This is a genomic window from Caldovatus sediminis, assembly GCF_014644455.1.
Classification (GTDB): domain Bacteria; phylum Pseudomonadota; class Alphaproteobacteria; order Acetobacterales; family Acetobacteraceae; genus Caldovatus; species Caldovatus sediminis.
Window position 1 is genome coordinate 64,054 of record NZ_BMKS01000001.1, and the last position, 24,475, is coordinate 88,528.

A 24,475-nucleotide genomic window follows, 5' to 3' on the forward strand; every position below is an offset into this window, starting at 1 on the left:
GTGCCCCAAGCAAGCCGATGGCCTCGGCGGAAGGCGCAGGCGGCCCGGGGCGCCCGGATCGCGGACCGGCGGTCCCGCGACGCGGCCCGTCATGCACCTTTCCGGAAGGCTCCCCGGCGGAGGCGCAACCTGCGATCGGGCGGCGACGGCATTGCGACCGGCTTTGGGCAAGATTGTGGCATCGAAACCGTATCGGCAGGGGCCGCCCCGTCCGCGATCCGCGCCGCCGGCGCCGCGGCCGGCGCGGCGAGGGCCGGCCGCGCGGCTTGCCCAGCGGCTGCGGGCGCCGGTAGAGGGCCCGCTCCGGCGGCGCGCCCGCCATCGGTCAGGAAGGGGATCGCGAGGTGGGAGAGGCCGGCGCCGGCACGCAGCGGATCGCGCCGGCCGCCGCCGCGCCGGAGCGGACGCTCGCGCCCGGCGCGGCGGCGGCGCTCGCCTACGCCGCGGCGGCGCTGCTCGGCGGCGCGCTGGCGCTGGCGCTGCTCCCGCCGGACTTCCTGCTGCCGGAGGCGGGTCGGCCGTGGAAGCCGGTGGGCGACGCCGCCCAGCACATCGTCGCGCAGCGCTACTTCCTGCGCGACCCCGCCTGGCACTGGCCGCCGCTGCTGGCGCCGCATCTCGGCACCGCCGAGGGCGGGACGAACATCGCCTTCGCCGACGGCATCCCGCTGCTGGCGCTGGCGCTGAAGCCGCTCGCGGCCTGGCTGCCGCCGGGCTTCCACGGCATCGGCCTCTTCTACGGGCTCGCCATGCTGGCGCAGCCCCTCGCCGCGCTCTGGTGCCTGCGCGGCAGCGGCGAGCGGCGCCTCCTGCCCGGGCTCGGCGCGGCGCTGGCGGCGGCGAGCATGCCGGCCTGGCTGAACCGCTACGGGCACGCGGCGCTGATGGGGCATTTCCTGCTGCTGCTCGGCCTCGGCCTCTACCTGCGTCTCGTCGGGCGGCAGGGCGCGCGGCTCTGGGGCGCGGCGGCGGCGCTCGCGGTCGCGGCGCTGCTCGTCCATCCCTACCTCGCGGCGATGGTGCTGGCGCTGCTCGGCGCGGTGCCCTTGACGCGGCTGCTGCGGCCCGGCGCGCCCGGCGTCGGCGCGGCGCTGGCGGGCTGCGGCGCGGCGGGCGCGACGGTGCTGCTGGCGATGGCGGCGTTCGGCTATCTCGGCGCGACCGGCGAGGGCGGCTACGGGCAGTTCGCGATGAACCTGCTCTCCCCGGTCTGGCCGCACCGCTCCGGCCTGCTCCCCGGCCTGGTCGCGGCGGAGGTGGACGCCACCGGACACGGCGGGTGGGAGGGCTACAACTGGCTGGGCGCCGGGCTGCTCGCCGGGGTGGCGGCGGCGCTGCTGCTGCGCCCGCGCGCGCTCGCCGTGACGCTGCGCCGGCATGCCGGGCTGGCGCTGGCCCTGCTGGCGCTGACCCTGCTCGCGCTGTCGCATCGCGTCGGGGCGGGGAGCGCGGTGGTGCTCGATCTCGGCGCGGTGCCGGCGGTGCTGGGGCAGTTCCGCGCCTCGGGCCGGTTCTTCTGGCCGGTCGCCTATGCGCTGCTGATCGGGGTGGTGGCGGTGCTGGCGCGGCATCCCCGGCGCGGGCTCGGCGCCGCCCTCGCGCTGGCGGTCGGCCTCCTGCAATTCGCCGACGCGGCGCCGCTGCGCGCGGCGCTGCGCGACTGGGCGGCGGCGCGGCCGGGCTGGACGCTCGACGCCCCCGCCCTGCGCGCGCTGTTCGCGCGGCACGCGCGGCTGACGCTGCTGCCCTCCTGGTCCTGCATCGCCCGCGGCGCCGAGCGCGACTACGCCGAGGCGCTGGAGGCCCTGGTGCTGGCCTCGGAGACCGCGCTGCCGGTCAGCACCATGTACGTCGCGCGCTGGCGCGGCGCGCCGCCCGCCTGCCGCGACGCGGCGCTGGCGGCGGCGCCGCTCGGGCCGGGCGAGCTGCGCCTGATCCTCCCCGGCGCGGTGGCGCAGGCCCTGCCGCTGGTGCCGCGCGCGGCGGAGCGGTGCGTCGCGCTGGGCGAGGCCGTGGCCTGCGCCGCCGCCGCGGCGGGACGGTAGGGGGTGGCACGGCCCGGCGCCCTCAGCCGGGGCGCAGCGGCGGCGCAGCCGGGGGCGCGGGCCGCAGCGGCATGAGGCAGAGCAGCGCCGCCACCCCCAGCGCGCCGCACAGCGCGAAGGTCCAGGCGGCCGGCAGCGCCTCCACCGCCGGCGCGGCGAGGGTCGGCGCGACCGCCTGGGCGATCAGCACCGGCATGGCCAGCTGCCCGAGCAGCGTCGCGTAGCCGCGCGGCCCGAACAGCGCCAGCGGCACGGCGCCGCGGCTGATCGTCAGCAGGCCGTTGCTGACGCCGTGGAAGACGGCGAAGGCGACGGCCGCGGCGCCGATCGCCAGCGGCCCGGGAACCAGCAGCACCGCGACGCCGAGCGGCAGCGCCAGCGCGCCGAGCCGCGCGACGGTCAGCGGATGCGCGCGCGGGCCGAAGGCGAACTCCAGCACCCGCCCGGCCACCTGGCTCGGCCCGACCAGCGAGGCGACCGCGACCGCGGCGGCGAGACCGAGGCCGATCCCCTCGAGCAGAGCGATGAGGTGCACCGCCATCACCGCGCCGACCACGGCGCGCAGCGTGAAGAAGGCCGCGAGCATCAGGACGGCGCGGCGCATCCAGGCGGCGCCGGCGGGCTCGGGCGGCGCCGGCGGCCGATCGGCGGGCGCCGCGGCGTCCGGCGGTGGCAGCGGCGGCGCGGCCGGCACGAGCAGGAGGTAGAGCGGCAGCACCAGGAGGAGCTGCGCCGCCGCATAGGCGAGACAGGTGCCGCGCCAGCCGAGCAGCGGCAGCAGCGCGGTCGAGACCGGCCAGCCGACCGTGCTGGCGAAGCCCGCGATCAGCGTCACCTGGGTGATCGGCCGCCGCGCCTCGCGCCCGTAGAGGCGCCCGAGCGTGGCGAAGGCCGGATCGTAGAGCCCCATCGCCATGCCGAGGCCGAGCACCGCCCAGCCGGCGAACCAGCCGGCGATCCCCGGCAGCAGGCCGAGCAGGGCCAGCCCCGCGGCGAGCACGAAGGAGGAGGCGACGAGCACGCCGCGCCCGCCCCGCGCCTCGATGGCGCGGCCGACGCGCGGGGCGCAGAAGCCCGCGACCAGCAGCGCCGCCGAGAAGGCGCCGACCACCACCGCGCGCGGCTGGCCGAGCTCCTCGGCCACCGGCGCGGCGAGCACGGCGGGCAGGTAGTAGGTGCAGGCCCAGGCGACGGTCTGGGCGAGGCCGAGCGCGAGCGCGACGCGCCCGCTCCCGCCGCGCGCGCGCGCTGCCGCGTCCGGCGCGCTCAACCGCAGCAGCCGCCGGCGCGCGCCGGCGCCGGCTCCGCCCGCCGCGCGGGGCCGCAGCAGCCGGAGGGGAGGGACGCGGCGACGCGCGCCGGCTCCTCCCGCGCCGGGGCGCGGGATGCGGCCGCGGCGGGCGCCGGACCGCAGCAGGCGGAAGCGGCGACGGAGTCGGGCAGGCGCGTGGCCGAGCAGACCCCGGTCTCGGGCAGCTCGAGCATCACCGCCGCGGCCGCCGCCGCGTCGCCGGCGAGGTGCGCGGCGATGGAGCGCACCTGCTCGTGGCCGGTGGCGAGCAGGAAGGTCGGCGCGCGGCCGTAGCTCTTCATGCCGGCGGCGAAGAAGCCGGGCTCCTCCGGATGCGCGAGCGCCGCCGCGCCGTGCGGGCGCACCGTGCCGCAGGCGTGGAGGTTCGGATCGATCAGCGGCGCCAGCGCCGGCGTCGTCTGCAGCGACGGGTCGAGGGTGAGGCGCAGCTCGCCGAGGAAGGCGAGGTCGGGACGGAAGCCGGTGGCGACGATCATGCGCTCGGCGCGCACGGTGCGCGCCGCGCCGCCCTCGGCCGCGCCGGTGACGCGCAGGGCGCCGTCGTCCTCGCGCGCGATGCGCTCGACCAGGAAGGGGGCGAGCGCCGCGACGGCGCCCGATTCGACCAGCATGCGCGCATGCTCGCCGAGTTCGCCGCGCGCCGCCAGGGCGTCCGCCGCGCCGCCGCCGAAGTTCACCGCGGCGAGCGGGCGGCGGAAGGCCCAGAGGACGCGGGTGCCGGGCGCCGTCTCGGCCAGGCGCACCAGGTCGAGCACCGCGTTCATCGCCGAATGCCCGCCGCCGAGCACGAGCGTGGTGCGCCCCGCGTAGTGGGCGCGCGCGGCGCCGAGCACATCCGGAATGCCGTAGGCGAGCAGGCCGTCGCGCGCCGCCGCGGCCTCGCCCGGCGCGGGCAGGCCGTGGGCGCCGGCCGGGCTCGGCGTGAACCAGGTGCCGGAGCAGTCGATCACCGCGGCGGCGAGGATCTCCTCCGCCGCGCCGTCGGCGCCGGCGACCTGCAGCAGGAAGGGCGCGGCGGCGCGCCGGCCGTCGCGCATCCGGTCGTGGTGGCGGCGCGCGACGCCGAGGACGCGGGCGTTCAGCCGCAGCCGCGCGGCGATGGCGGGATGCGCGGCGAGCGGGGCGAGGTAGCGCGCGTGCAGCTCGGCCCCGGTCGGGTGCTCGCCCTCCGGCGGGGGGCGCCAGCCGGCGGGTTCGAGCAGGGCGCGGGCCGCGGCGTCGGTGTTGAAGCGCCAGGGCGAGAACATGCGCACATGCCCCCAGGCGCGGACGGCGTGGCCGGCCTCCGGCCCCGCCTCCAGCACCAGCGGCTCCAGGCCGCGGGCGAGCAGGTGCGCGGCGGCGGCGAGGCCCACGGGGCCGGCGCCGATGACGGCGACGGGGAGGCCGCGGGCGGCGAGGTCAGTCATGGCATCGGTCCTTTCGGCTGGAAGCGCGGCAGCGGCCCGCGGCCGTGCCGAAGCCGCGGCAGCAGTCGCGGAGGGCGTCGGTCGCCTCCAGCCAGGCGGCGAGGGCGACGCGGAAGGCCTCGCGGCCCGCCGCGGTCAGCGCGTAGACGCGGCGGCGGCGGCCCTGGACCACCTGGTCCTCGCCGGTGACGAAGCCGCCCTCCTCGAATTCGCGCAGCACCGGGTAGAGCGCGCCCTCGGAGGGCGAGCAGCAGCCGCCCGTCATGCGCTCGACGGCGCGGGCGAGGTCGTAGCCGTGCATCGGCCCGTCGTGCAGGGCGCGGAGGAGGAAGAACTTGGAGAGCCCCATCTTGATCGTCCCGGCCCAGTAGGCGCGGGAGCCGTAGTCCACGCGGGGCGGCTGGGGCGCGGGCCTGCTCATGGCGCGACCCTATGCCTCGTCCCCTAATATGTCAATGGGCGATGCATCGGACCGGAGAGCAGCCCGCCCGGCGGAGGGCGGGCGCGGTCAGGCGCGGCCGAACAGCAGGGAACGGAGCCGCCGGCGCCAGTGGCGGACACGGTCGACGAGGCGCGCCTCCAGCGCCTCCACCGCCGCGACCTGCCGCGGCCAGCGCGCCTGCGCCCAGGCCATGCCGCGATGGGCCCAGCGGTACTGGTGGCGCAGCACGAACAGGCCGAGGGCGATGAACAGCGCGCCCTGCAGGACCGGCAGCACCGAGCCGAGCGCGCCGAGGCCGAGCAGCGACCAGCCGAAGACCTTGCGCCCGAGGGACGGGCGGTACTCGATCATTCCACCCTCTCCTCCGCGCTGGCCGGCGGACGGGCCGCGGCGAGCCCGGGCACCGGCCGCTCGGTCAGGACGTAGAGGTATTCGACGTTGCGCAGCCGGCCCACCGTGCCGACGCGCTCGCCGCGCGGGTTGTGGATGCCGATCTTCGCGCCGACGTAGCGGTCGTGCGGGATCGCGATGACCTCCAGGTGGCCGCCGCGCGCGCGCAGGATCGCCTCCAGCTCCGCGCGCGAGAGATGGCCCTCGTCGTTGAAGGAGACAAGCAGGGCGCGGCAGCGCAGCGCGCCGACGACGCGCGCGAGCGCCGGGCCGATGCTGCGGCGGCCGTTGAAGGCGCTGACGCGGCTGCGGCAGTCGGCGCGCTTGCAGGCCACGCCGTACACCTCCGGCCGGTCCCAGCGGACGATGGTCTCCCAGACGTGGTAGTTCCGCAGGTAGGAGTGCTGGTTGTAGGGGGGGTCGAGATAGGCGAGGTCGGCCTCGACGCAGGGGGCGAGGCGCTCGGCGTCGGCGCAGGTGGCGACGCAGGGGCCGGCGGCGGGGCGCGGGAGCAGGCGCGGCAGGCGCAGCTCCAGGTCGTTCAGCGCCCGCGGCGCCCACCGCTTCATGTAGGCCATCTGCAGGCCCGCCGTGGAATCCACGCGGTCGGCCGCCTCGAGCAGCGCGGTGAGCAGCACCGCCTCCAGCTCCGGCTCGGCGGAGAGGGCGGCGATGGCGTCGCGGATCGCGTCGATGCGCTCGCCGTTCTTCGGGTGGAAGAAGCGGGAGCGCTGGCAGAAGGTCTCGGTCACGTAGCCGGGGCGGCCGGGCAGGCGCTGCAGCTCGGCGAGGATGCGCCGCGCCGGCTCCGCCCAGCGCTCGGCGTCGGCCTGGACGTAGCAGGTGGCGATGGCGTGGGCGTAGGCGTTGTGGTCGTTGGCGAGCACGCGGTAGCCGGCGGCCTTCAGCGCGTGCCCGACGCGCGCGGTGCCGGAGAAGAGGTCGGCCACCGTCCCGCCGGGGGGCAGGACGGCGCCGATCGCGCGCAGGATGTGCGGCAGGAGCGCGCGCTTGGAGCCGATGTACTTGATCACCGCTCCCGCCGTCCGGCGCGGCGCGCCGCCGTCCCTAGATGTGCAGCGCCCGCCCGTCCACCGCGAGCGCCGCCTCCTTCACCGCCTCGTTCAGCGAGGGGTGGGCGTGGCTGGTGCGCGCGACGTCCTCCGCGCTCGCGCCGAACTCGATGGCCAGCGCGAGCTCGGCGATCAGCGTGCCGGCGTCGGGGCCGATGATGTGCGCGCCGAGCAGGCGGTCGGTCGCCCTGTCGGCGAGCAGCTTCACGAAGCCGTCCATGTCGCCCATCGCCCGGGCGCGGCCGTTGGCGGTGAAGGGGAACTTCCCGACCTTGTAGGCGACGCCCTCGGCCCTGAGCTGCTCCTCGGTGCGGCCGACCGCGGCGACCTCGGGCCAGGTGTACACGACGCCGGGGATGGCGTCGTAGTTCACGTGGCCCGCCTGGCCGGCGATGATCTCGGCCACCGCCGCTCCCTCGTCCTGCGCCTTGTGCGCGAGCATCGGGCCGGCGATGCAGTCGCCGATCGCCCAGATGCCCGGCACGCTGGTGGCGAAGCGCCCGTCGGTCGCGACCCGTCCGCGCTCGTCGAGCGCGACGCCGACCGCGTCCAGGCCGAGGCCGTTCACGTAGGGCCGGCGGCCGATCGCCACCAGCACGACATCGGCCCGGACCTCCTCGGCCCTGCCGCCCTCCGCCGGCTCCAGGGTGAGCGTCACGCCCTCGTTGCCCTTGCGCGCGCCGGTGACCTTCGTCTTCAGCCGGAACTTCAGGCCCTGTTTCGCGAGGATGCGCTCGAACGCCTTGCCGACCTCCGCGTCCATCCCCGGCACGATGCGGTCGAGGAATTCGACCACCGTCACCTGCGCGCCGAGGCGGCGCCAGACGCTGCCGAGCTCGAGCCCGATGTAGCCGCCGCCGACCACCACCAGGTGCTGCGGCACGCGGTCGAGCTCCAGCCCGCCGGTGGAGGTGACGACCATCCGCTCGTCCACCTCGACGCCGGGGAGCGGGATGCTCTCGCTGCCGGTGGCGATGACGATGTGCTTCGCCGCGTGTTCCTCGCCGTTCACCGCGACCCTGCCGGGGGCGAGGATGCGGCCCTCGCCCTTGAGCCAGGCGACCTTGTTCTTGCGGAAGAGGAACTCGACGCCGCGGACGTTGGCGCTCACCACCTCGCCCTTGCGCGCCTGCATGCGGGCGAGGTCGAGCGTGACGCCGGCGACGCCGACGCCGTGGTCCTTGAGCTTGTGCGTCGCCTCCTCGAACAGCTCGGAGGACTGCAGCAGCGCCTTCGACGGGATGCAGCCGATGTTGAGGCAGGTGCCGCCGAGCGTCTCCCGCTTCTCCACGCAGGCGACCTTCATGCCGAGCTGCGCGGCGCGCAGCGCGCAGACATAGCCGCCGGGGCCGGCGCCGATGACGATCACGTCGAAGGAATCGGGCATTCGAGGGGGTATCCTCGTCAGGAACGCGGCCGGAAAGTGGCCCGCGCCGCGCCGCGGATCAAGCGCGCGGCCGGCGGGTGGCCCCGGAGAGGCCGCGCATCGGGCCGGGCCGCCGCCTCCTCGTCGCTCGCATCGCCCGCCGGTCCCTCGCCCTTCGTGACGCGGCGGCCGACCAGACGCCCGCCGGACCGAGGCGAGGCGCGCGAGCGGCCGCAACATGAGCGGCGGACGGTAGCACGGCCCGCGCCTCGCGCACGCATCCCCGCGCCACCGTCAGCCGGACCTTTTGCGATGCCGCCGCGAACCCGGCCGCGGACAGGCGCTGCCCCGTGTCCCAGGTCAGGACCCGAGGACGCCGCCGCTCCGCCATCGCCCGGCCCGGATCACAGATCGAGCATCAGCCGCCGCGGGTCCTCGACCGCCTCCTTCACCCGCACGAGGAAGCTCACCGCCTCCTTGCCGTCCACGATGCGGTGGTCGTAGCTGAGGGCGAGATACATCATCGGCCGCACCTCGATCTTGCCGCCCACCACCACCGGCCGGTCCTCGATCTTGTGCATGCCGAGGATGCCCGACTGCGGCGGGTTGAGGATCGGGGTGCTGAGCAGGCTGCCGTAGATGCCGCCGTTGGTGATGGTGAAGGTGCCGCCGGAGAGCTCCTCCAGCTTCAGCGCGCCGTCGCGCGCGCGCCGGCCGAAGTCGGCGATGCGCTTCTCGATCTCGGCGAAGCCCATGCGGTCGGCGTGGCGCAGCACCGGCACGACCAGGCCCGCGGGGCCGCCCACGGCGATGCCCATGTGCACGAAGTTCTTGTAGATGATGTCCTCGCCCTCGATCTCGGCGTTGACGGCGGGGAACTCCTTCAGCGCGGCGACGCAGGCCTTGACGAAGAAGGACATGAAGCCGAGCCGCACGCCGTGGCGCTTCTCGAACGCCTCGCGGTACTCGCTGCGCAGCGCCATCACCGCCGACATGTCCGCCTCGTTGAAGGTGGTGAGCATCGCGGCGGTGTTCTGTGCCTCCTTCAGGCGGCGCGCGATGGTCTGGCGCAGGCGCGTCATGCGCACGCGCTCCTCGCCCTCCTCGAGCGGGCGCGGCGCCGGCTTCGCGGCGGGGGCGGGCGCCTGCGGCGCGGCGGGCGCCGCGGCGCGCTGCAGGTAGGCGAGCACGTCGCCCTTGGTGATGCGCCCGCCCTTGCCGGTGCCGGCGCCGATCTGCTCGGAGGTGACGCGGGCCTCCGCCATCAGCCTGGCCGCGGCGGGGAGCGGCGCATGCTCGCCGGGCCGCGCGACCGGGCCGGCCGGCACGCGCGGAATCTCCACCTGCGGCCGCGCCGGCGCGGGCGCGGCCGGCGGGGCGGGCGGGGCGGCGGCGGGGGGCGCGGCGGCAGGCCTCGCCGGCGCCGCGCCCCCCGCGATGGTGCCGAGCACCGCGCCCGGCGCCACCTCCGCGCCCTCCTCCACCATGATCGCCTCGAGCGTACCGGCCGCGGGGGCGTTCACCTCCACCGTCACCTTGTCGGTCTCGAGCTCCACCACCGGCTCGTCGGCCGCCACGGCCTCGCCGGCCTTCTTGATCCAGCGCGCCACGGTGGCGCTGGCCACGCTCTCGCCCAGGGGGGGCACCACGATCTCGGTCGCCATGGTCTGCGTCTCTCTTCGTCCCGATGCCGGCGTCGCCTAGAGGCCGAGCGCCTCGCGCACCAGCGCCTGCTGCTGCTCCTGGTGGACCTTGGCGAGGCCGGTCGCCGGGCTCGCCGCCTCCTCGCGCCCGACATAGCGGGGCCGCTTCGCCGTGCCGTCGAGCGTCTGCAGCACGCGCTCGAGCCGCCGGTCCATGTAGGTCCAGGCGCCCATGTTCTCCGGCTCCTCCTGGCACCACACCACCTCCGCGTTGCGGTAGGGCGCAAGCGCGGCGCGCAGGCTGTTCACCGGGAAGGGGTAGAGCTGCTCCACCCGGATCAGCGCCACGTCCCGGATGCCCCTCTCCCGCCGCTCCGCGAGCAGGTCGTAGTAGACCTTGCCGGTGCAGAGCACGACGCGCCGCACCTGCTCCTCCGGCACCAGCGCGTCGGTCTCCGGGATGACGTAGCGGAAGGCGCTGCCGGGCCCGAACTCCGCCAGCGAGGAGACCGCGAGCTTGTGCCGCAGCAGCGACTTCGGCGTCATCAGCACCAGCGGCTTGCGGTAGTTGGCCTTGAGCTGGCGGCGCAGGCCGTGGAAGTAGTTGGCCGGCGTGCTGAAGTTGCACACCCGCATGTTGCGCTCGGCGCAGAGCTGCAGGTAGCGCTCGAGCCGCGCCGAGGAGTGCTCCGGCCCCTGCCCCTCGTAGCCGTGCGGCAGCAGCATGACGAGGCCCGACATGCGCAGCCACTTCGTCTCGGCGCTGGCGACGAACTGGTCTATGATGACCTGCGCGCCGTTGGCGAAGTCGCCGAACTGCGCCTCCCACAGCACCAGCGTGTGCGGGTCGGCGAGCGAGTAGCCGTACTCGAAGCCGAGCACGCCGAACTCCGACAGCAGCGAGTTGAAGCACTCGAACCGCTTCTGCCCCTCGCGGATGTTGTTGAGCGGCACGTATTCGGCCTGCGTCACCTGGTCGATCAGCACGGCGTGGCGCTGGCTGAAGGTGCCGCGCTGCACGTCCTCGCCGGAGAGGCGCACGCGGTGCCCCTCCAACAGCAGCGTGCCGAAGGCGAGCGCCTCGGCGGTCGCCCAGTCTATCCCCTCCCCCGCCTCGATGGCGGCGCGCTTGGCCTCGAGCTGGCGGGCGATCTTCGGGTTGACGTTGAAGCCCTCCGGCACGCGGGTCAGCGCCGCGCCCACCTCGCGCAGGGCGGCGAGGTCCACCGCGGTGCCGTGCAGCCGCTCCACCTCCTCGGCGGAGCCCACCGCCTTGAGGCCGGTCCAGTGGCCCTCCAGCCAGTCGGCCTTGTTCGGCTTGAAGCCCTGCGCCGCCTGGTAGGCCCGCTCCAGCTCGGCGGTGAAGGCGTCGAGCATCGCCTGCGACTCCTCCGCCGGCACCACGCCCTCGCGCGCCAGGCGCTCGGCGTAGAGCGTGCGGGTGGTCGGCATCTCGCGGATGCGGGCGTACATGATCGGCTGGGTGAAGGCCGGCTCGTCGCTCTCGTTGTGGCCGTGGCGGCGGTAGCAGACGATGTCGAGCACGACGTCGGTGGCGAATCTGTGCCGGAACTCGGCGGCGAGGCGGGCGCAGAACACCACCGCCTCCGGGTCGTCGCCGTTCACGTGCAGGATCGGCGCCTGCACGCTCTTCGCGACGTCGGTGGAGTAGAGGCCGGAATAGGCGTGGGCGGGGACGGTGGTGAAGCCGATCTGGTTGTTGGTGACGATGTGCACCGTCCCGCCGGTGCGGTAGCCGATGAGCTGGCTCATCGCCAGCGTCTCGTACACCACGCCCTGGCCGGCGAAGGCCGCGTCGCCGTGCAGCAGGACCGCCATGACGGAGCGGCGCGTCCGCGTGTCGCCCGCCATGTCCTGCCGCGCGCGCACCTTGCCCACCACCACCGGGTCCACCGCCTCGAGGTGCGAGGGGTTGGGCTGCAGCGAGAGGTGCACCTTGCGCCCCTCGATCTCGATGTCGGTCGAGGTGCCGAGGTGGTACTTCACGTCGCCCGAGCCCTGCACGTCGTCCGGGTTGGTGCTGACGCCGGCGAACTCGGAGAAGACCTGGGCGAAGGGCTTCCTCACCACGTTGACCAGCACGTTGAGCCGGCCGCGGTGCGCCATGCCGATGGCGATCTCGCTCACCCCGTCGCGCGCCGCCTGCGCGATCACCTCCTCGAGCGCGGGGATGGTGCTCTCGCCGCCCTCCAGGCCGAAGCGCTTGGTGGTGGCGTACTTGCGCGCGCAGAACGCCTCGAAGCCCTCGGCCTCGGTCAGGTGCTGCAGGATCCCGCGCTTGGCCGCGGCGTCGAAGGCGCGGGTCCAGGGCGCGCCCTCGATGCGCTGCTGGATCCAGGACTTCTGCTCCGGGTCCTGGATGTGCATGAACTCGACGCCGATCGGGCCGCAGTAGCTCGCGCGCAGGATCGCCATGATCTCGCGCAGGGTGGCGGTCTCGCGCCCGAGCACGCCGTCGATGTAGATCGGGCGGTCGTAGTCGGCCTCGGTGAAGCCGTAGGTCGCGGGGTCGAGCTCCGGATGCGGCTTCGGCTGCTGCAGGCCGAGCGGGTCGAGCCGCGCCTCCAGGTGCCCGCGCACGCGGTAGCTGCGGATCAGCATCAGGGCGCGGATCGAATCCACCACCGCCTGGCGCTGCGCCTCGACCGCCTCCTCCGGCGCGGCGGCCTTGCGGGCCACCGGCGCCTCCGGCTCCGGCGCGAAGCCGCCGCGCGGGCGCGGCGCCCAGGAGGCGCCCATCGCGTCGGTCAGGATCGCGCGGGCGTCGTCGTTCAGCGCCTCGAACAGCGCCGCGAAGGAGGGGTCCACGCTGTCGGGGTTCTCCACCCAGCGGGCGTAGAGGTCGGCGAGGAAGGCGGCGTTCGCCCCCGTCATCGCGCTCGCGAGGATGTCCACTCCGGCCATCGTTCTCCTCCTCGCCGGCGGGCCGGGCCCGGCCGCCCGCCGGTGCGGTTCCGATCCAGGCGCGCACCGATGGTGCGCGACAAAGGGGAGGCGCCGCCCGCGTCCTGCGGCGGCGCCCCGGGGACGCATACATAGGGTGGGGGGCGGAACTGCGGCAGGTTCCCCCCGCCGGACCTGTCCCGGCGCGGACCCGGACCGGCGCCGGCCTAGCCCTTCAGCGCCTTCACCATGGTCGAGCCGAGCGCCGCCGGGCTCTCCGCCACGTGGATGCCGGCGGCGCGCATCGCCTCCATCTTCGCCGCCGCCGTGTCCCTGCCGCCGGAGATCACCGCCCCCGCATGGCCCATCCGCCGCCCGGGGGGCGCGGTGGCGCCGGCGATGAAGCCGACCACCGGCTTGCGGCCCCGGTTCTCGCGCCTCAGGAATTCCGCCGCCTCGATCTCGCTCTGCCCGCCGATCTCGCCGATCAGGATGATGGACCGGGTCTCGTCGTCGGCGAGGAACATCTCCAGCACCTCGACGAAGTCCATGCCCTTCACCGGATCGCCGCCGATGCCGACGCAGGTGCTCTGGCCGAGGCCCGCCGCCGTGGTCTGCGCCACCGCCTCGTAGGTCAGGGTGCCGGAGCGGCTGACGATGCCGACCGAGCCGCGCCGGTGGATGTGCCCCGGCATGATGCCGATCTTGCACGCCTCCGGCGTGATCACCCCGGGGCAGTTCGGCCCGATCAGCCGCGACTTCGACCCGCAGAGCGCCCGCTTCACCCGCACCATGTCGAGCACCGGGATGCCCTCGGTGATGCAGACGATCAGCGGCACCTCGGCGTCGATCGCCTCGAGGATCGCGTCCGCGGCGAAGGGGGCGGGGACGTAGATCACGGAGGCGTCGGCGCCGGTCGCCGCGCGGCACTCCGCCACCGTGTCGAACACGGGGAGGCCGATGTGGGTCGTCCCGCCCTTCCCCGGCGTCACGCCGCCGACGTACCTGCTGCCGTAGGCGATGCCCTGCTCGGCGTGGAAGGTGCCCTGGGCCCCGGTGAAGCCCTGGGTCATTACCTTGGTGTCCGCATCCACCAGGATCGCCATGGCGCTACGCGGCCTCCCTCACGGCGCGGACCACCTTCTCGGCGGCGTCGGCCAGGTTGTCGGCGGGGATGATCTTGAGCCCGCTCTCCGCCAGGATGCGCCTGCCCTGGGCGACGTTGGTCCCCTCCAGCCGCACCACCAGCGGCACCGTGAGCGTCAGCTCCTTCGCCGCGGCGACGATCCCCTCGGCGATCAGGTCGCACTTGGCGATGCCGCCGAAGATGTTGACCAGGATCGCCCTCACCTTCGGGTCGGAGGTGATGATGCGGAACGCCGCCGTCACCCGCTCGCGCGTCGCGCTGCCGCCGACGTCGAGGAAGTTGGCCGGCGCCGAGCCGTAGAGCTTGATGATGTCCATCGTCGCCATGGCGAGCCCGGCGCCGTTGACCATGCAGCCGATCTCGCCGTCGAGCGCGACGTAGTTGAGGTCGTGGCGCAGCGCCTCGACCTCCTTCGGGTCCATCTCGGTCTCGTCGCGCAGCGCCTCGAGGTCCCTGTGGCGGAACAGCGCGTTGTCGTCGAAGGCCACCTTGGCGTCGAGCGCCACCACCTCGCCCGCCCCGGTCACGACCAGGGGGTTGATCTCGATGATCGAGCAGTCGAGCTCGACGAAGGCGCGGTGGAGGGCGCTGACGAACGCCGTGAAGACGCCGACCTGCGCGCCCGCGAGGCGCAGGCCGAAGGCCAGCCTGCGCGCGTGGAAGGGGGAGAAGCCGGAGGCCGGGTCCACCGCGACCCGCAGGATCCTCTCCGGGTGCTTCTCCGCCACCTCCTCGATGTCCATCCCGCCCTCGGCCGAGGCGACGATGGCCACGCGGCCGCTCGCGCGGTCCACCAGGAGGGAGAGGTAGAGCTCGCGCGCGATGTCGCAGCCGGCCTCGACATAGACCCGGTGGACGACCTTGCCCGCCGGCCCGGTCTGCTTCGTCACCAGCGTGTGGCCGAGCATCGCCGCGGCGTGGGCGCGCGCCTCCTCGGCCGAGCGCGCGATCCGCACGCCGCCCTTGCCCGAGGGGTCGTCGGCGAAATGCCCGGCGCCGCGGCCGCCGGCGTGGATCTGCGCCTTCACGGCGCAGACCGGCCCGGGGAGCGTCCGGGCGATGGCCTGCGCCTCCTCCGGCGTCGTCGCCACGCCGCCGTCGAGCACCGCGACGCCGTAGCGCCGCAGCAGCTCCTTCGCCTGGTATTCGTGGATGTTCATCCGCCCGTCCCCTGCCGCCCGCGCCGGTTCCGGCCAGCCGCCCCCGGACGCCGCGCGGCGTGGGGCACCGCGGGCGCCCGCCCGGCCGGCCGGACCTTAGCCGACGAGCCGCTTCGCCGCCTCGACCAGCTCGCGCACCGCGGCGCAGGACTTCTCGAACGCGGCCTTCTCCGCGGCGTCGAGCCGGATCTCGACGATCCGCTCCACGCCGCCGGCGCCGATCACCACCGGCACGCCGACATAGAGGTCCCTGATGCCGTACTGGCCGGTGAGCCAGGCGGCGCAGGGCAGGACCCGCTTCTTGTCCTTGAGGTAGCTCTCGGCCATGGCGATGGCGGAGGCCGCCGGGGCGTAGAAGGCGCTCCCCTTCTCCAGCAGCTTGACGATCTCGCCGCCGCCGTTCGCGGTGCGCTGCACGATGGCGTCCACCTTCGCCTGCGTCGTCCAGCCCATCTTCACGAGGTCCGGCACCGGGATGCCGGCGACCGTCGAGTAGCGGGTGAGCGGCACCATGGTGTCGCCGTGGCCGCCGAGCACGAAGGCGGTCACGTCCTCGACCGAGACGTTGAACTCCTGCGCGAGGAACAGGCGGAAGCGGGCGGAGTCGAGCACCCCCGCCATGCCGACCACCTTGTGGTGCGGCAGGCCGGACTTCTCGCGCATCACCCAGACCATCGCGTCGAGCGGGTTGGTGATGACGATGACGAAGGCGTCCGGGCAGTGGGTGCGGATGCCCTCGGCGACCTGGGCGATGACGCCGGCGTTCTTGCCGATCAGGTCGTCGCGGCTCATGCCCGGGGTGCGCGGGAAGCCGGCGGTGACGATCACCACGTCGCTGCCCGCGATCGCAGCGTAGTCGGAGGTGCCGACCATGTTGGCGTCGAAGCCGTCCACCGGGCCGGACTGCATGATGTCGAGCGCCTTGCCCGCGGCGACGCCGCCGAAGATGTCGAACAGCACGACGTCGCCCAGCTCCTTGAGCCCGATCAGGTGGGCGAGGGTGCCGCCGATGTTGCCGGCGCCGATCAGGGCGATCTTGTTGCGGGCCATGTCGCTCTCTTCGCAGGTGCGGAACGGGTTTCGCGGTCGGGCGGCTCCCTACACCGCCCCGCCGGGCCCGGCAAGGCGAGGGGTCGGCCAGGCCGCGGCGGCGCCGTGCCGGGTCCGCGGTCTCGGCTGCGAGCCGCCCGGGCGAGTCGGGTGCGGGCGGCAACGATTGCCGAATGCCGGAAGTTGCCGTATTGTTCTGAAGTGTCTTGTATTGTTTCGCCGCGCCCCGGGGGGACAGGGCGCCGCGCAGCGGCGGCCATGGCGGTTGCCGGCGCGGCCCTCGGCCTCGCCCTTCTGGTTCCCGCCAGGGGGGCGGTCGCCCAGGGCACGCACTACCGGTTCGGTGTGCCGGGCGCCGGCCTGCCCGAGAAGGGCGCGTACGGCCCGGGAGTCCTCACCCCGCAGCAGGTGGAGGCCTGCCTGCAGCGCTGGCAGGCGCTGAGCGCCGCGCGGGAGAAGCTGCAGCAGGACGAAAGGCAGCTCGACCAGTTGGAGGCGGAGCTGCAGGCTCCCCGCCGGGGCGCCGCGGCACAGCGCGGCGCGGGGCAGCGGCGCGGCGGCGCCCAGGCGCCGGCGGTCCCGCCCGCGCAGGCCGAGGCCGAGCACCAGGCGAAACTCGAAACCGCCTACTCCCTGCGGCGGAGCTACATGGAGGCGGTCGCCCAATACGGCGTCCGGGTCCAGGGCTTCAACGCCGAATGCGCGACGCGCCGCTACTACGAGGAGGACATGCGCGCCGCGCGGACCCGCCTCGGCATCGCCGACTGACGCCGGGCGGCGGCAGCCGCGCGCCAGGCCCGCCGCCTGCCCTCAGAGCGGAACGCAGCGCACCACGTCGTCGTGGCCCCGCGCCAGGGTGGCGAGCGTGCCGTCCGGGCATGCGCGCTGCGAGAGATCGGCGGGCGGAAGCCCCGCCTGCCAGTGCAGTCCGCGCCCGCCGCCGGCTTCGCCGGCCCCGGCGCCGCGGCAACGGCCGCCCCGCGCCGGCTTGCCGCCGCGCGGACAGAGCTGCTGCGCCGAGGCGTAGCGCGAGTCGAGCGCGGCGACGCCGCGGCCGGCCGCGGCGCTGGTTCGGCCCTGGACCACCCCGCCGGGCCGATCCTCCACCGCCGCCCGCCCGCTGCGCCCGCCCGGCGCGAGCCGCTGCCCGCCCCTGGCGGCGGGACGGGCCGCGCCGGCACGTGGCGCTCCCCCCCGACCGGCCACGGCCCGGCCGGAGCCGGAGCGGCTCGCGGCCGCGGCGCGGGGGGCGGCTCCGGACCGGACCGCCGCCGGCGCCGTCGCGGATCGGCCGGCGGCGGGCTGGCCGACCGAGGCGCGTCCGGCCGGATCGCCGCGCTGCGCCGCTTCCGCCCCGGGCGCGACGGTCAGCAGCAGGGCCATCATCAGGAAGCACAATGCGCGCACGCCGAACCCTCGCCATGAATCCGATTCGCGCCGCTCACGGCGCCGGGAGCGCTTCATTGCACCAGCAGGCGGGCCGCCGGCAATATCCTTTCGCGCGGGATCCGCCCCGGCGCGGTCAGGTCAGATGCGGAAGCGCCAGGTAGTCCTGGCTCTGCATCTCGATCAGCCGGCTCGCCGTGCGCGCGAACATCGCCGCGTTCTCGCCGCGCGCGTAGAGCTCGTCCGGCATCGCGTCGGCCGAGGCGATCAGCTTGCAGCGGTGCTCGTAGAGCGCATCCACCAGGGTGATGAAGCGCCGCGCCTTGTCGTAGTTCTCCGGGCCCAGCCGCGGCACCGCATCCAGCACCAGCGTGTGGTAGTGTGTGGCGAGGGCGAGGTAATCCGCCGGGCCGAGCGGGCGGCCGCACAGCGCCTCGAAGTCGAAGCGCGCCACGCCGCGCGCCGCCTGCGGCACCTCGAGGCGCCGCCCGAGCAGGGCGAGATGCTCCGGCGCGCCGTGGGCCTGGCCGGTCAGCTCGGCGAAGGCGGCGTCGAGCGCGCGCTCCGCCCGCGCATCGGCGGGGACGTGCCAGGTCGGCAGGCCGCGGATGCGGTCGCGCCGGTAGTCGCGCGCGGCGTCGAGGTGCAGCACCTCGAGCCGGCGCTTGATCAGCGCGATGAAGGGCAGGAAGGCGTCGCGCCCCGGCTTGCCCCTGAACAGGTCGTCGGGCGCGGTGTTGGAGGTGGCGACCACCACCACGCCGCGGGCGAACAGCGCCTCGAACAGCCGCCCCAGGATCATCGCGTCGGCGATGTCGTGGACCTGGAACTCGTCGAAGCAGAGCAGCGCCGCCTCGGCGGCGATCGAGTCGGCGAGCGGCGGGATCGGGTCCGCGGCGTTGCCGTGCTCCTGCTTCCAGGCGTGGATGCGCCGGTGCGCCTGCTGCATGAACTGGTGGAAGTGCAGCCGCCTCTTCCGCGGCACCTCGGCGCAGGCGAAGAAGAGGTCCATCAGCATGGACTTGCCGCGCCCGACCTCGCCGACGAGGTAGAGTCCCTGCGGCGCGGCGCCGTTCTCCACGCCCTCCTCGGGCGGCCGGCGGCGGAACAGGCGGGCGAGGAAGCCGGGCGCGCCGCCGTTCTCGTCCTGCGCGAGCGGCGGCGGGTCGTAGCCGCGCAGGCGGCGCCAGAGGTCCTGCAGCGTCTCCGCGGCCAGCTCCTGCGCCGGATCGGGCAGGAGCTGGCCGGCCGCGACGCGCGCCCGGTAGGCGGGCAGCGGGCCAGTGGCGGCGGGATGGGATGCGGGCGAGGGCGGGGCCACGGGGGCATGCATGGCGGGCGGCGGGATAGCCCGGCCTCCGGGGACGGTAAACCGCCCCGGCATGCGCGCCGGCCGGGCGCGGCCCGCCGCGCCGATCGCCCGCGCGTTTGACACGCCGCGGGCGCGCACGCAGCCTTGCCTGCAGGCATCCCGGGGCGCCGAGCCCGCGCCCGCCGCAGGGAAGGACGATGATCCCAGCCCCCGAGGCCGGCGCGAGGCGCGCATGACGACGCCCAACGCCGCCATCTTCTACGACCCCGACGGCTACGACACGACCGCCGCGCCGATCATCGGGCGCCGCGTCGCCGGCGAGGAATTCCTGCGCGCCTTCGTGCGCCACTCCGGCTTCGACCGCCTGCGCGCCGTGGTGCGCCTCCCCGAGCACGGCGAGCGGTTCCGCCACCAGGTCGCGCGGATGGGCGCCACCGTCCCCGCCGACTGGGTGCCGCACGACGAGCCCCACCGCATCGCGGGCATGGGCAGCCTGTTCCTGCCCGGTCCGGGCCTGCCGCAATACGCCTGGCAGCGCCGGCGCCACCGGCAGGATGCGTATTCGCTCTGCGGCGTGACCCACACCACCTGCACCGACCGCACCATGGACTCGATCGGCGACCTGCTGGTCTCGCCGACCCAGCCCTGGGACGCACTGGTCTGCACCTCGCGCGCGGTGCGCGACATGGTGGCGCGGCTGCTGCAGGAGCACGCCCTCTACCTGCGGGACCGCCTCGGCGCGCGGCGGATCGAGGGGCCGCAGCTCCCGGTCATCCCGCTCGGCGTGGACAGCGAGGCGCTGGCCCTGCCGGAAGCGGCGCGGGCCGGCTGGCGCGGCCGCCTCGGCATCGCCGAGGGCGACGTGGCGGCGCTGATGCTCGGGCGGCTGTCGCACGCCACCAAGGTCAACCCGCTGCCGATGTATCTCGCCCTCGGCCGCGCCGCGCGGGCGGCGGCCGCGCCGGGACGGCGGGTGCACCTGATCCTCGCCGGCTGGTTCGACGGCCCGGCGGCCGAGCGCGCCTTCCGCGAGCCGCCGGCGACGCTCTGCCCGGAGGTGACGGTGCACGTCCTCGACGGCCGCGCGCCGGAGGTGCGGCGCGGGATCTGGGCCGCCGCGGACTTCTTCACCCTGCTCGTGGACAACATCCAGGAGACCTTCGGCCTGGCGCCGGTGGAGGCGATGGCGGCGGGGCTTCCCGTGGTGGTCAGCGACTGGGACGGGTTCCGCGACACGGTCGAGGACGGCGTGCAGGGCTTCCGCATCCCGACCCTGATGGCGACGGCGGGCGGCGACCTCGCCTCGCGCTACGCGGTCTGGGCCGACAGTTACGCCGACTACGCCGCCGGGGTCGGCCAGTTCGTCGCGGTGGACGTGGCCGCGGCCGAGGCCGCCTATCGCACGCTGATCGCCGAGCCGGAGCGGCGCCGCGCCATGGCCGAGGCGGCGCGCGCCCGCGCCCGCGCGGCCTACGATTGGCGCGTCGTGATCGGCCAGTACCGCGCGCTGTGGGACGAGCTGGCCCGGCTGCGGCAGGGCGCCGCCTCGGCGGGCAGCGAGCGCGCGCCCCCTGTCGCCGGGCGCGAGCGCGTGCCGCTGCGGCCCAATCCCTTCGCCGCGTTCGCGGCCTATCCGACGCGCCGCCTCGCGGCAGCGATGCGCTTCGCGCCCGCCCCCGGCGTCTCGCGCGAGACGCTGCAGGCGCTCGGCGCCGTGCCGGGCGCGGTGGTGCGCGGGGCGCTGCTGCCCTCGGCGGCGGAGATGGAGGCGGTGCTCGACCGCCTGGCCGCGGACGGCCCGGCGAGCCTGGAGACGCTGACCGGTCTGGTGCCGCCGGGGCGGCGCCAGCGGCTCGCGCGCGGTCTCGCCTGGCTGGCGAAGCTCGACCTGGTGCGGGTGGCGGAGTGACGGCGGCGGCAGCGGTGACCGAGCGGTGCCGAGGCCGCGAATGCGGCCCGCCGCCCTTGCGGCGAAGCCGGGCAAGCCGCGGGTTCGCGCCGGCGTCCGGGCGGCGGCCGACGAGGCACATCGGCCGCCGCGGCCACGAGCCGGGCACGGGCCACCCGCGAGGCGGCGCCGCGCTCAGGCGCTCCGGCCGCGGTCCGGGTCGCGCATCGGGCCCGCGCCGCCGTCGGGATCGAACGGCGCCCGCACCCGCGCGAACCTCGCGCCGAGGCGCTCCAGCACGCGCAGGCCGTCCGGCTCGTCGCGGATGCGCAGGCGCCCGCCGCCGATCTCGCAGGGCAGGCGCCGGCTGCCGAGATGCCAGGCGATGCGGGCGAGCTGATCGGGCGTCGCCGCCGCCACCTCGACCAGCGGCTCGTCCGCCGCGCGGACGAGGACGAGGCTGCCGTCCTCGAGCTCCAGCCCGTCGCCGTCGTGCAGCACGGGGGCGCCCGGCAGGTCGAGCACGAAGGCGAGGCCGCCCTCGCCGAGGCAGCGGCGGCGCCCGAGGCGCGACCGGTCGGCGTAGGACAGGACGACGGCGTCGCGCGCCGCATCCTCCTGCCAGGCGCCGGCGCGGTGGAGACTGGTCGCGCGGGGCAGCAGGGCCTCGACCACCGCGGCACCTTCCCCGTCAGGCCGGCAGGCCGGCGCAGGAATGCCCGACAGCCGCGGCGAGGCCGGACCGACGCCGCGCGGTCCCGCCGCCGCGACGGCGGTGCGTCGGACCGCGGCGGGCGCGGGCGCCGGCATCACGCGCCCCGCCCGCGACGCGTGCCGCGATCCCCGGCATCCTCGCCGCGATCGGCTCCCGCGCCGGCGCCGCAGGCCTTGCGGCGGCCTCGGCCCGGCGGCCGCATCCAGCCCGGGTCATGCGCTGCGCCATGGCAGGAAGGTATGGTGCCGGCGCGGCACGGATCAAGCGAGCGGCGCCCGTCGCAGGACCGGAGCATGCGCCGGCAGGCCGTTGCGCCACGCCGTCGCGCCGCGCAGCATCGGGCGGACCGGGGAACCGAGGAGGGCGATGCCGCCGGAGCCGCTGTTCGTCAGGCTGGGGTCCGCCCGCTACGGCATCGAGCGGCCCTGGGGCGCGCTGCCCGCCACGCCGGGCAGCGTCGTGACCGACGCCGCCTGCGACGCCGCGGGCAACGTCCTCGTGCTGATCCGCTCCGACGGCCACACGGCGGGCGCCGCCAATCCGCGGTGGTCGTGCTCGCCCCGGACGGGCGCCTCCTCCGCGCCTGGGGCGCCGGCGCGGTGGCGGACGGGCACCACAAGCCGATGGCGGCGCATGGCGGGCCGGACGGCACGCTCTGCGTCACCGACCAGACGCCGCGGCTGCCCTGGCTCTCGGCGGAGGGCGCGCTGCTAGGGCGCTGCCGCCCGGTGCTGAACGGCGCCCGCGGTATGGCGCGACGCCGCCTCGGGCGCGCTCTACCTCGCGGAGACGAACCCGAGCCGCATCACGCGGCTGGTGCCGGTCGCCGGCTGAGCGGGCCGCCCGCCGGGACGCGGCGCGCACGGGGGGCGCCGACAGGAGTGCCCGTCGCCGACCCGCTCCGCGTGGCCGGCCCCACACCCGGCGGCAAGCCGCGCGGCATCGCGCCGCGGCCGACACGCCCCGGCGCGCGCGTGCCCCCTCGCGCCGCGGGAGGCGCGGTCGGCGGTGGCGCGCGCGGTCAAGCCGAACTAGCCTCGGCGCGCGGGCATCGGGAGGGAGCGCGCGCCATGATCGTCGAGGAACGCATCTACACCCTGCATCCGGGCCAGGCGGGGGCCTACCTCAAGGCCTACGAGGCCGAGGGGATGGCGATCCAGAAGCCGATCCTCGGGCGCATGGTCGGCTACTACCAGACCGAGTTCGGCACGCTGAACCAGGTGATCCACATGTGGGCCTACGAGGACCTCGCCGAGCGCGCGGAGCGGCGGGCGCGGCTGCAGGCGGACACGCGCTGGCAGGCCTACGTCGCCAAGGTGCGGCCGCTGATCCTCAGGCAGGAGAACAAGCTGCTGCTGCCCGCGCCCTTCCTCGAGGTGAAGTGGCAGGACTGACCGGCGCGGGGCGGGAACGGGCGGCGGACCCGCCCCCGCCCGCCGCGCCGGGCCGGACGGGAATCCGCTCGGGACCGGCACCCGCATCGGCCGACCCGCGTTCCCATCCGCGCGAGACCAGGAGGGCAGGAGCATGGCCGAGCCGACCCGCACCGAGACCGATTCCCTCGGCAGCATCGAGATCCCCGCCGAGCGCTACTGGGGCCCGCAGACCGAGCGGGCGCGCCGCCTGTTCCGCATCGGCTCCGAGCGCTTCCCCGCCGCGCTGATCCGCGCCGTCGGCCTGCACAAATGGGCCTGCGCCGAGGCGAACCGCCGCCTCGGCCAGCTTCCCGACGCCATCGCCGAGGCGATCAAGCAGGCCGCGCTCGAGATCGCCGAGGGGAGGCGCGACGAGGACTTCCCGCTGCCGGTCTGGCAGACCGGCTCCGGCACCCAGACCAACATGAACGCCAACGAGGTGATCGCCAACCGCGCCAACGAGATCCTCGGCCGCCCGCTCGGCGCGCGCGAGCCGGTGCACCCGAACGACCACGTCAACCGCGGCCAGTCCTCCAACGACAACTTCCCCACCATGATGCACATGGCCGCGGCGGAGGTGGTGGAGGGGCGGCTGCTGCCCGCCCTCGGCCGGCTGCACGCCGCGCTGTGGCGGCGCTCCGAGGAGTGGGCCGGCATCGTCAAGGTCGGGCGGACGCACCTGATGGACGCGGTGCCGGTCACGCTCGGCCAGGAATTCGGCACCTGGGCGCGCCAGGTCGAGCTCGGCATGGCGCGGCTGCGCGACGCGATGCCGCGCCTGCTGCTGCTGCCCCAGGGCGGCACCGCGGTCGGCACCGGCCTCAACCGCCACCCCGACTTCGACCGCGTCTTCTGCGAGATCGTCGCCGGGCGCACCGGCCTCGCCTTCGCGCCCAGCCCCGACAAGTCCGAGGGCATGGCCGCGCACGACGTCTTCGTCGAGCTGCACGGGGCGATGAACGTGATCGCCGTCTCGCTCAACAAGGTCGCCAACGACATCCGCCTGCTCGGCTCCGGCCCGCGCTGCGGCATCGGCGAGCTGGTGATCCCGGCCGACGGCCTCTCCTCCTCGATCATGCCGGGCAAGACCAACCCGACGCAGGCGGAGGCGCTGACCATGGTCTGCGCGCAGGTGATGGGGAACACCGTCACCGTCACGGTGGCCGGCGCGCAGGGCCACCTCGAGCTCAACGTCTTCAAGCCGGTGATCATCCACGCCGTCTTGCAGTCGGCGACCCTGCTCGCCGACGCCGCGGAGAGCTTCGCGGCCAACATGGTGGACAAGCTGGAGCCGAACCGCGCGCGGATCGCCGAGAACCTGGCGAAGTCCCTGATGCTGGTCACCGCGCTCAACCCGCGCATCGGCTACGACAAGGCGGTCGCGATCGCGAAGAAGGCGCTGGCCGAGGACCTGACGCTGAAGGAGGCCGCGGCGCGGCTCGGCCACGTCTCGCCGGAGGACTTCGACCGCTGGGTGCGCCCCGAGGACATGGTGGCGCCCGGCGCCACGCTCGAAGGGGGCGGATGAGCGAAGGCACGGCAGGCCGCCACCTGCGCAAGCGCAGCTTCACCCTGGCCGGCCACCGCACCTCGGTGGCGCTGGAGCCGGAGTTCTGGGCGGCGCTGGAGGCGGCCGCGGCGCGGCGCGGCGTCAGCCTCGCCGGCCTGGTGGCGATGCTGGACGCGCGCCGGACGGAGGCCGCCGACGGCATGCCGCTGGCCAGCGCGCTGCGCGTCTTCGCCCTGCGGGAGGCGGCGGCGCCGCGCGGCTGACCGCGGCCCGCGCCGGGCGCGGACGCCACGCGGCTCGCGCTCGGC

Annotated in this window: 19 protein-coding genes and 1 pseudogene; 6 read left to right on the plus strand and 14 right to left on the minus strand. The window is 75.6% G+C overall.

The window, feature by feature from the left end:
• Window positions 1–344 precede the first annotated feature (344 nt).
• Window positions 345–2,045: a DUF6311 domain-containing protein gene (locus tag IEX99_RS00315; RefSeq protein ID WP_188897286.1), complete on the plus strand. Its 1,701-nt coding sequence runs from the start codon at window positions 345–347 to the stop codon at window positions 2,043–2,045.
• 22 nt (window positions 2,046–2,067) lie between these two features.
• On the opposite strand, the gene IEX99_RS00320 is transcribed toward IEX99_RS00315, so the two are convergent.
• From IEX99_RS00320 to mdh, 11 genes and pseudogenes are all read right to left on the minus strand, one after another.
• Window positions 2,068–3,315, minus strand: a complete 1,248-nt coding sequence (locus IEX99_RS00320; RefSeq protein WP_188897288.1) for an MFS transporter — start codon at window positions 3,313–3,315, stop codon at window positions 2,068–2,070.
• Window positions 3,312–4,766: an FAD-dependent oxidoreductase gene (locus IEX99_RS00325; protein ID WP_188897290.1), complete on the minus strand. Its 1,455-nt coding sequence runs from the start codon at window positions 4,764–4,766 to the stop codon at window positions 3,312–3,314. Before IEX99_RS00325 ends, IEX99_RS00320 begins: the two co-directional genes overlap by 4 nt.
• Window positions 4,759–5,187 carry a PadR family transcriptional regulator gene (locus IEX99_RS00330; RefSeq protein WP_229677716.1) on the minus strand — a complete coding sequence of 143 codons (429 nt, stop codon included), beginning with the start codon at window positions 5,185–5,187 and terminating at the stop codon, window positions 4,759–4,761. The genes IEX99_RS00325 and IEX99_RS00330 overlap by 8 nt, the downstream gene beginning before the upstream one ends.
• Before the next feature lie 87 nt (window positions 5,188–5,274).
• Complete coding sequence (locus IEX99_RS00335) at window positions 5,275–5,559, minus strand: PGPGW domain-containing protein (protein ID WP_188897293.1); 285 nt, start codon at window positions 5,557–5,559, stop codon at window positions 5,275–5,277.
• On the minus strand, window positions 5,556–6,632 hold the full coding sequence (locus IEX99_RS00340) for a DNA adenine methylase (protein ID WP_188897295.1): 1,077 nt from the start codon (window positions 6,630–6,632) through the stop codon (window positions 5,556–5,558). The genes IEX99_RS00335 and IEX99_RS00340 overlap by 4 nt, the downstream gene beginning before the upstream one ends.
• 34 nt (window positions 6,633–6,666) lie before the next feature.
• A complete protein-coding gene (gene lpdA / locus IEX99_RS00345) occupies window positions 6,667–8,058 on the minus strand; it encodes a dihydrolipoyl dehydrogenase (RefSeq protein ID WP_188897298.1) in 1,392 nt (463 codons plus the stop codon).
• Between the two features lie 383 nt (window positions 8,059–8,441).
• Window positions 8,442–9,701, minus strand: coding sequence for a 2-oxoglutarate dehydrogenase complex dihydrolipoyllysine-residue succinyltransferase (gene odhB, locus IEX99_RS00350; protein WP_188897300.1), 1,260 nt, complete (start codon window positions 9,699–9,701; stop codon window positions 8,442–8,444).
• A gap of 36 nt (window positions 9,702–9,737) precedes the next feature.
• Entirely contained in the window at window positions 9,738–12,605 is a 2,868-nt protein-coding gene (locus IEX99_RS00355; RefSeq protein ID WP_188897301.1) for a 2-oxoglutarate dehydrogenase E1 component, read from the minus strand.
• 206 nt (window positions 12,606–12,811) lie between these two features.
• Window positions 12,812–13,690 carry a succinate--CoA ligase subunit alpha gene (gene sucD / locus IEX99_RS00360; protein ID WP_188897303.1) on the minus strand — a complete coding sequence of 293 codons (879 nt, stop codon included), beginning with the start codon at window positions 13,688–13,690 and terminating at the stop codon, window positions 12,812–12,814.
• 4 nt (window positions 13,691–13,694) lie between these two features.
• Window positions 13,695–14,897, minus strand: a pseudogene (sucC, locus tag IEX99_RS00365) (ADP-forming succinate--CoA ligase subunit beta); the annotation flags it as partial.
• A 90-nt stretch (window positions 14,898–14,987) separates the two neighbouring features.
• Window positions 14,988–15,941, minus strand: coding sequence for a malate dehydrogenase (gene mdh, locus IEX99_RS00370; protein ID WP_188897307.1), 954 nt, complete (start codon window positions 15,939–15,941; stop codon window positions 14,988–14,990).
• 258 nt (window positions 15,942–16,199) lie between these two features.
• On the opposite strand from mdh, the gene IEX99_RS00375 reads away from it, so the two are divergent.
• On the plus strand, window positions 16,200–16,709 hold the full coding sequence (locus IEX99_RS00375; RefSeq protein WP_188897309.1) for a hypothetical protein: 510 nt from the start codon (window positions 16,200–16,202) through the stop codon (window positions 16,707–16,709).
• A 42-nt stretch (window positions 16,710–16,751) separates the two neighbouring features.
• On the opposite strand, the gene IEX99_RS00380 is transcribed toward IEX99_RS00375, so the two are convergent.
• Both IEX99_RS00380 and zapE read right to left on the minus strand, forming a co-directional pair.
• On the minus strand, window positions 16,752–17,027 hold the full coding sequence (locus tag IEX99_RS00380) for a hypothetical protein (protein WP_188897311.1): 276 nt from the start codon (window positions 17,025–17,027) through the stop codon (window positions 16,752–16,754).
• A gap of 436 nt (window positions 17,028–17,463) precedes the next feature.
• Window positions 17,464–18,660, minus strand: a complete 1,197-nt coding sequence (zapE, locus tag IEX99_RS00385; RefSeq protein WP_188897313.1) for a cell division protein ZapE — start codon at window positions 18,658–18,660, stop codon at window positions 17,464–17,466.
• A gap of 211 nt (window positions 18,661–18,871) precedes the next feature.
• On the opposite strand from zapE, the gene IEX99_RS00390 reads away from it, so the two are divergent.
• On the plus strand, window positions 18,872–20,548 hold the full coding sequence (locus IEX99_RS00390; RefSeq protein ID WP_188897315.1) for a glycosyltransferase: 1,677 nt from the start codon (window positions 18,872–18,874) through the stop codon (window positions 20,546–20,548).
• A gap of 174 nt (window positions 20,549–20,722) precedes the next feature.
• Here the strand turns inward: IEX99_RS00390 and IEX99_RS00395 are convergent, their stop codons facing one another.
• Complete coding sequence (locus IEX99_RS00395; protein WP_188897317.1) at window positions 20,723–21,202, minus strand: urease accessory protein UreE; 480 nt, start codon at window positions 21,200–21,202, stop codon at window positions 20,723–20,725.
• Window positions 21,203–22,312: 1,110 nt separating this feature from the next.
• Here IEX99_RS00395 and IEX99_RS00400 point away from each other — a divergent pair.
• The 3 genes from IEX99_RS00400 to IEX99_RS00410 all read left to right on the plus strand — a co-directional run bounded on the left by IEX99_RS00400 (window position 22,313) and on the right by IEX99_RS00410 (window position 24,430).
• Entirely contained in the window at window positions 22,313–22,636 is a 324-nt protein-coding gene (locus IEX99_RS00400) for an NIPSNAP family protein (protein WP_188897319.1), read from the plus strand.
• Between the two features lie 133 nt (window positions 22,637–22,769).
• On the plus strand, window positions 22,770–24,185 hold the full coding sequence (locus IEX99_RS00405; RefSeq protein ID WP_188897321.1) for a class II fumarate hydratase: 1,416 nt from the start codon (window positions 22,770–22,772) through the stop codon (window positions 24,183–24,185).
• Window positions 24,182–24,430: a ribbon-helix-helix domain-containing protein gene (locus tag IEX99_RS00410; protein WP_188897324.1), complete on the plus strand. Its 249-nt coding sequence runs from the start codon at window positions 24,182–24,184 to the stop codon at window positions 24,428–24,430. The genes IEX99_RS00405 and IEX99_RS00410 overlap by 4 nt, the downstream gene beginning before the upstream one ends.
• Window positions 24,431–24,475 lie beyond the last annotated feature (45 nt).

Bases quoted from the DNA above. Each gene is read 5' to 3' on its own strand.
- IEX99_RS00325 (WP_188897290.1), bottom strand. From the start codon at position 4,766: ATGACTGACCTCGCCGCCCGCGGCCTCCCCGTCGCCGTCATCGGCGCC.
- IEX99_RS00330 (WP_229677716.1), bottom strand. From the start codon at position 5,187: ATGAGCAGGCCCGCGCCCCAGCCGCCCCGCGTGGACTACGGCTCCCGC.
- IEX99_RS00335 (WP_188897293.1), bottom strand. From the start codon at position 5,559: ATGATCGAGTACCGCCCGTCCCTCGGGCGCAAGGTCTTCGGCTGGTCG.
- lpdA (WP_188897298.1), bottom strand. From the start codon at position 8,058: ATGCCCGATTCCTTCGACGTGATCGTCATCGGCGCCGGCCCCGGCGGC.
- odhB (WP_188897300.1), bottom strand. From the start codon at position 9,701: ATGGCGACCGAGATCGTGGTGCCCCCCCTGGGCGAGAGCGTGGCCAGC.
- IEX99_RS00355 (WP_188897301.1), bottom strand. From the start codon at position 12,605: ATGGCCGGAGTGGACATCCTCGCGAGCGCGATGACGGGGGCGAACGCC.
- sucD (WP_188897303.1), bottom strand. From the start codon at position 13,690: ATGGCGATCCTGGTGGATGCGGACACCAAGGTAATGACCCAGGGCTTC.
- mdh (WP_188897307.1), bottom strand. From the start codon at position 15,941: ATGGCCCGCAACAAGATCGCCCTGATCGGCGCCGGCAACATCGGCGGC.
- IEX99_RS00375 (WP_188897309.1), top strand. From the start codon at position 16,200: ATGGCGGTTGCCGGCGCGGCCCTCGGCCTCGCCCTTCTGGTTCCCGCC.
- zapE (WP_188897313.1), bottom strand. From the start codon at position 18,660: ATGCATGCCCCCGTGGCCCCGCCCTCGCCCGCATCCCATCCCGCCGCC.
- IEX99_RS00390 (WP_188897315.1), top strand. From the start codon at position 18,872: ATGACGACGCCCAACGCCGCCATCTTCTACGACCCCGACGGCTACGAC.
- IEX99_RS00400 (WP_188897319.1), top strand. From the start codon at position 22,313: ATGATCGTCGAGGAACGCATCTACACCCTGCATCCGGGCCAGGCGGGG.
- IEX99_RS00405 (WP_188897321.1), top strand. From the start codon at position 22,770: ATGGCCGAGCCGACCCGCACCGAGACCGATTCCCTCGGCAGCATCGAG.
- IEX99_RS00410 (WP_188897324.1), top strand. From the start codon at position 24,182: ATGAGCGAAGGCACGGCAGGCCGCCACCTGCGCAAGCGCAGCTTCACC.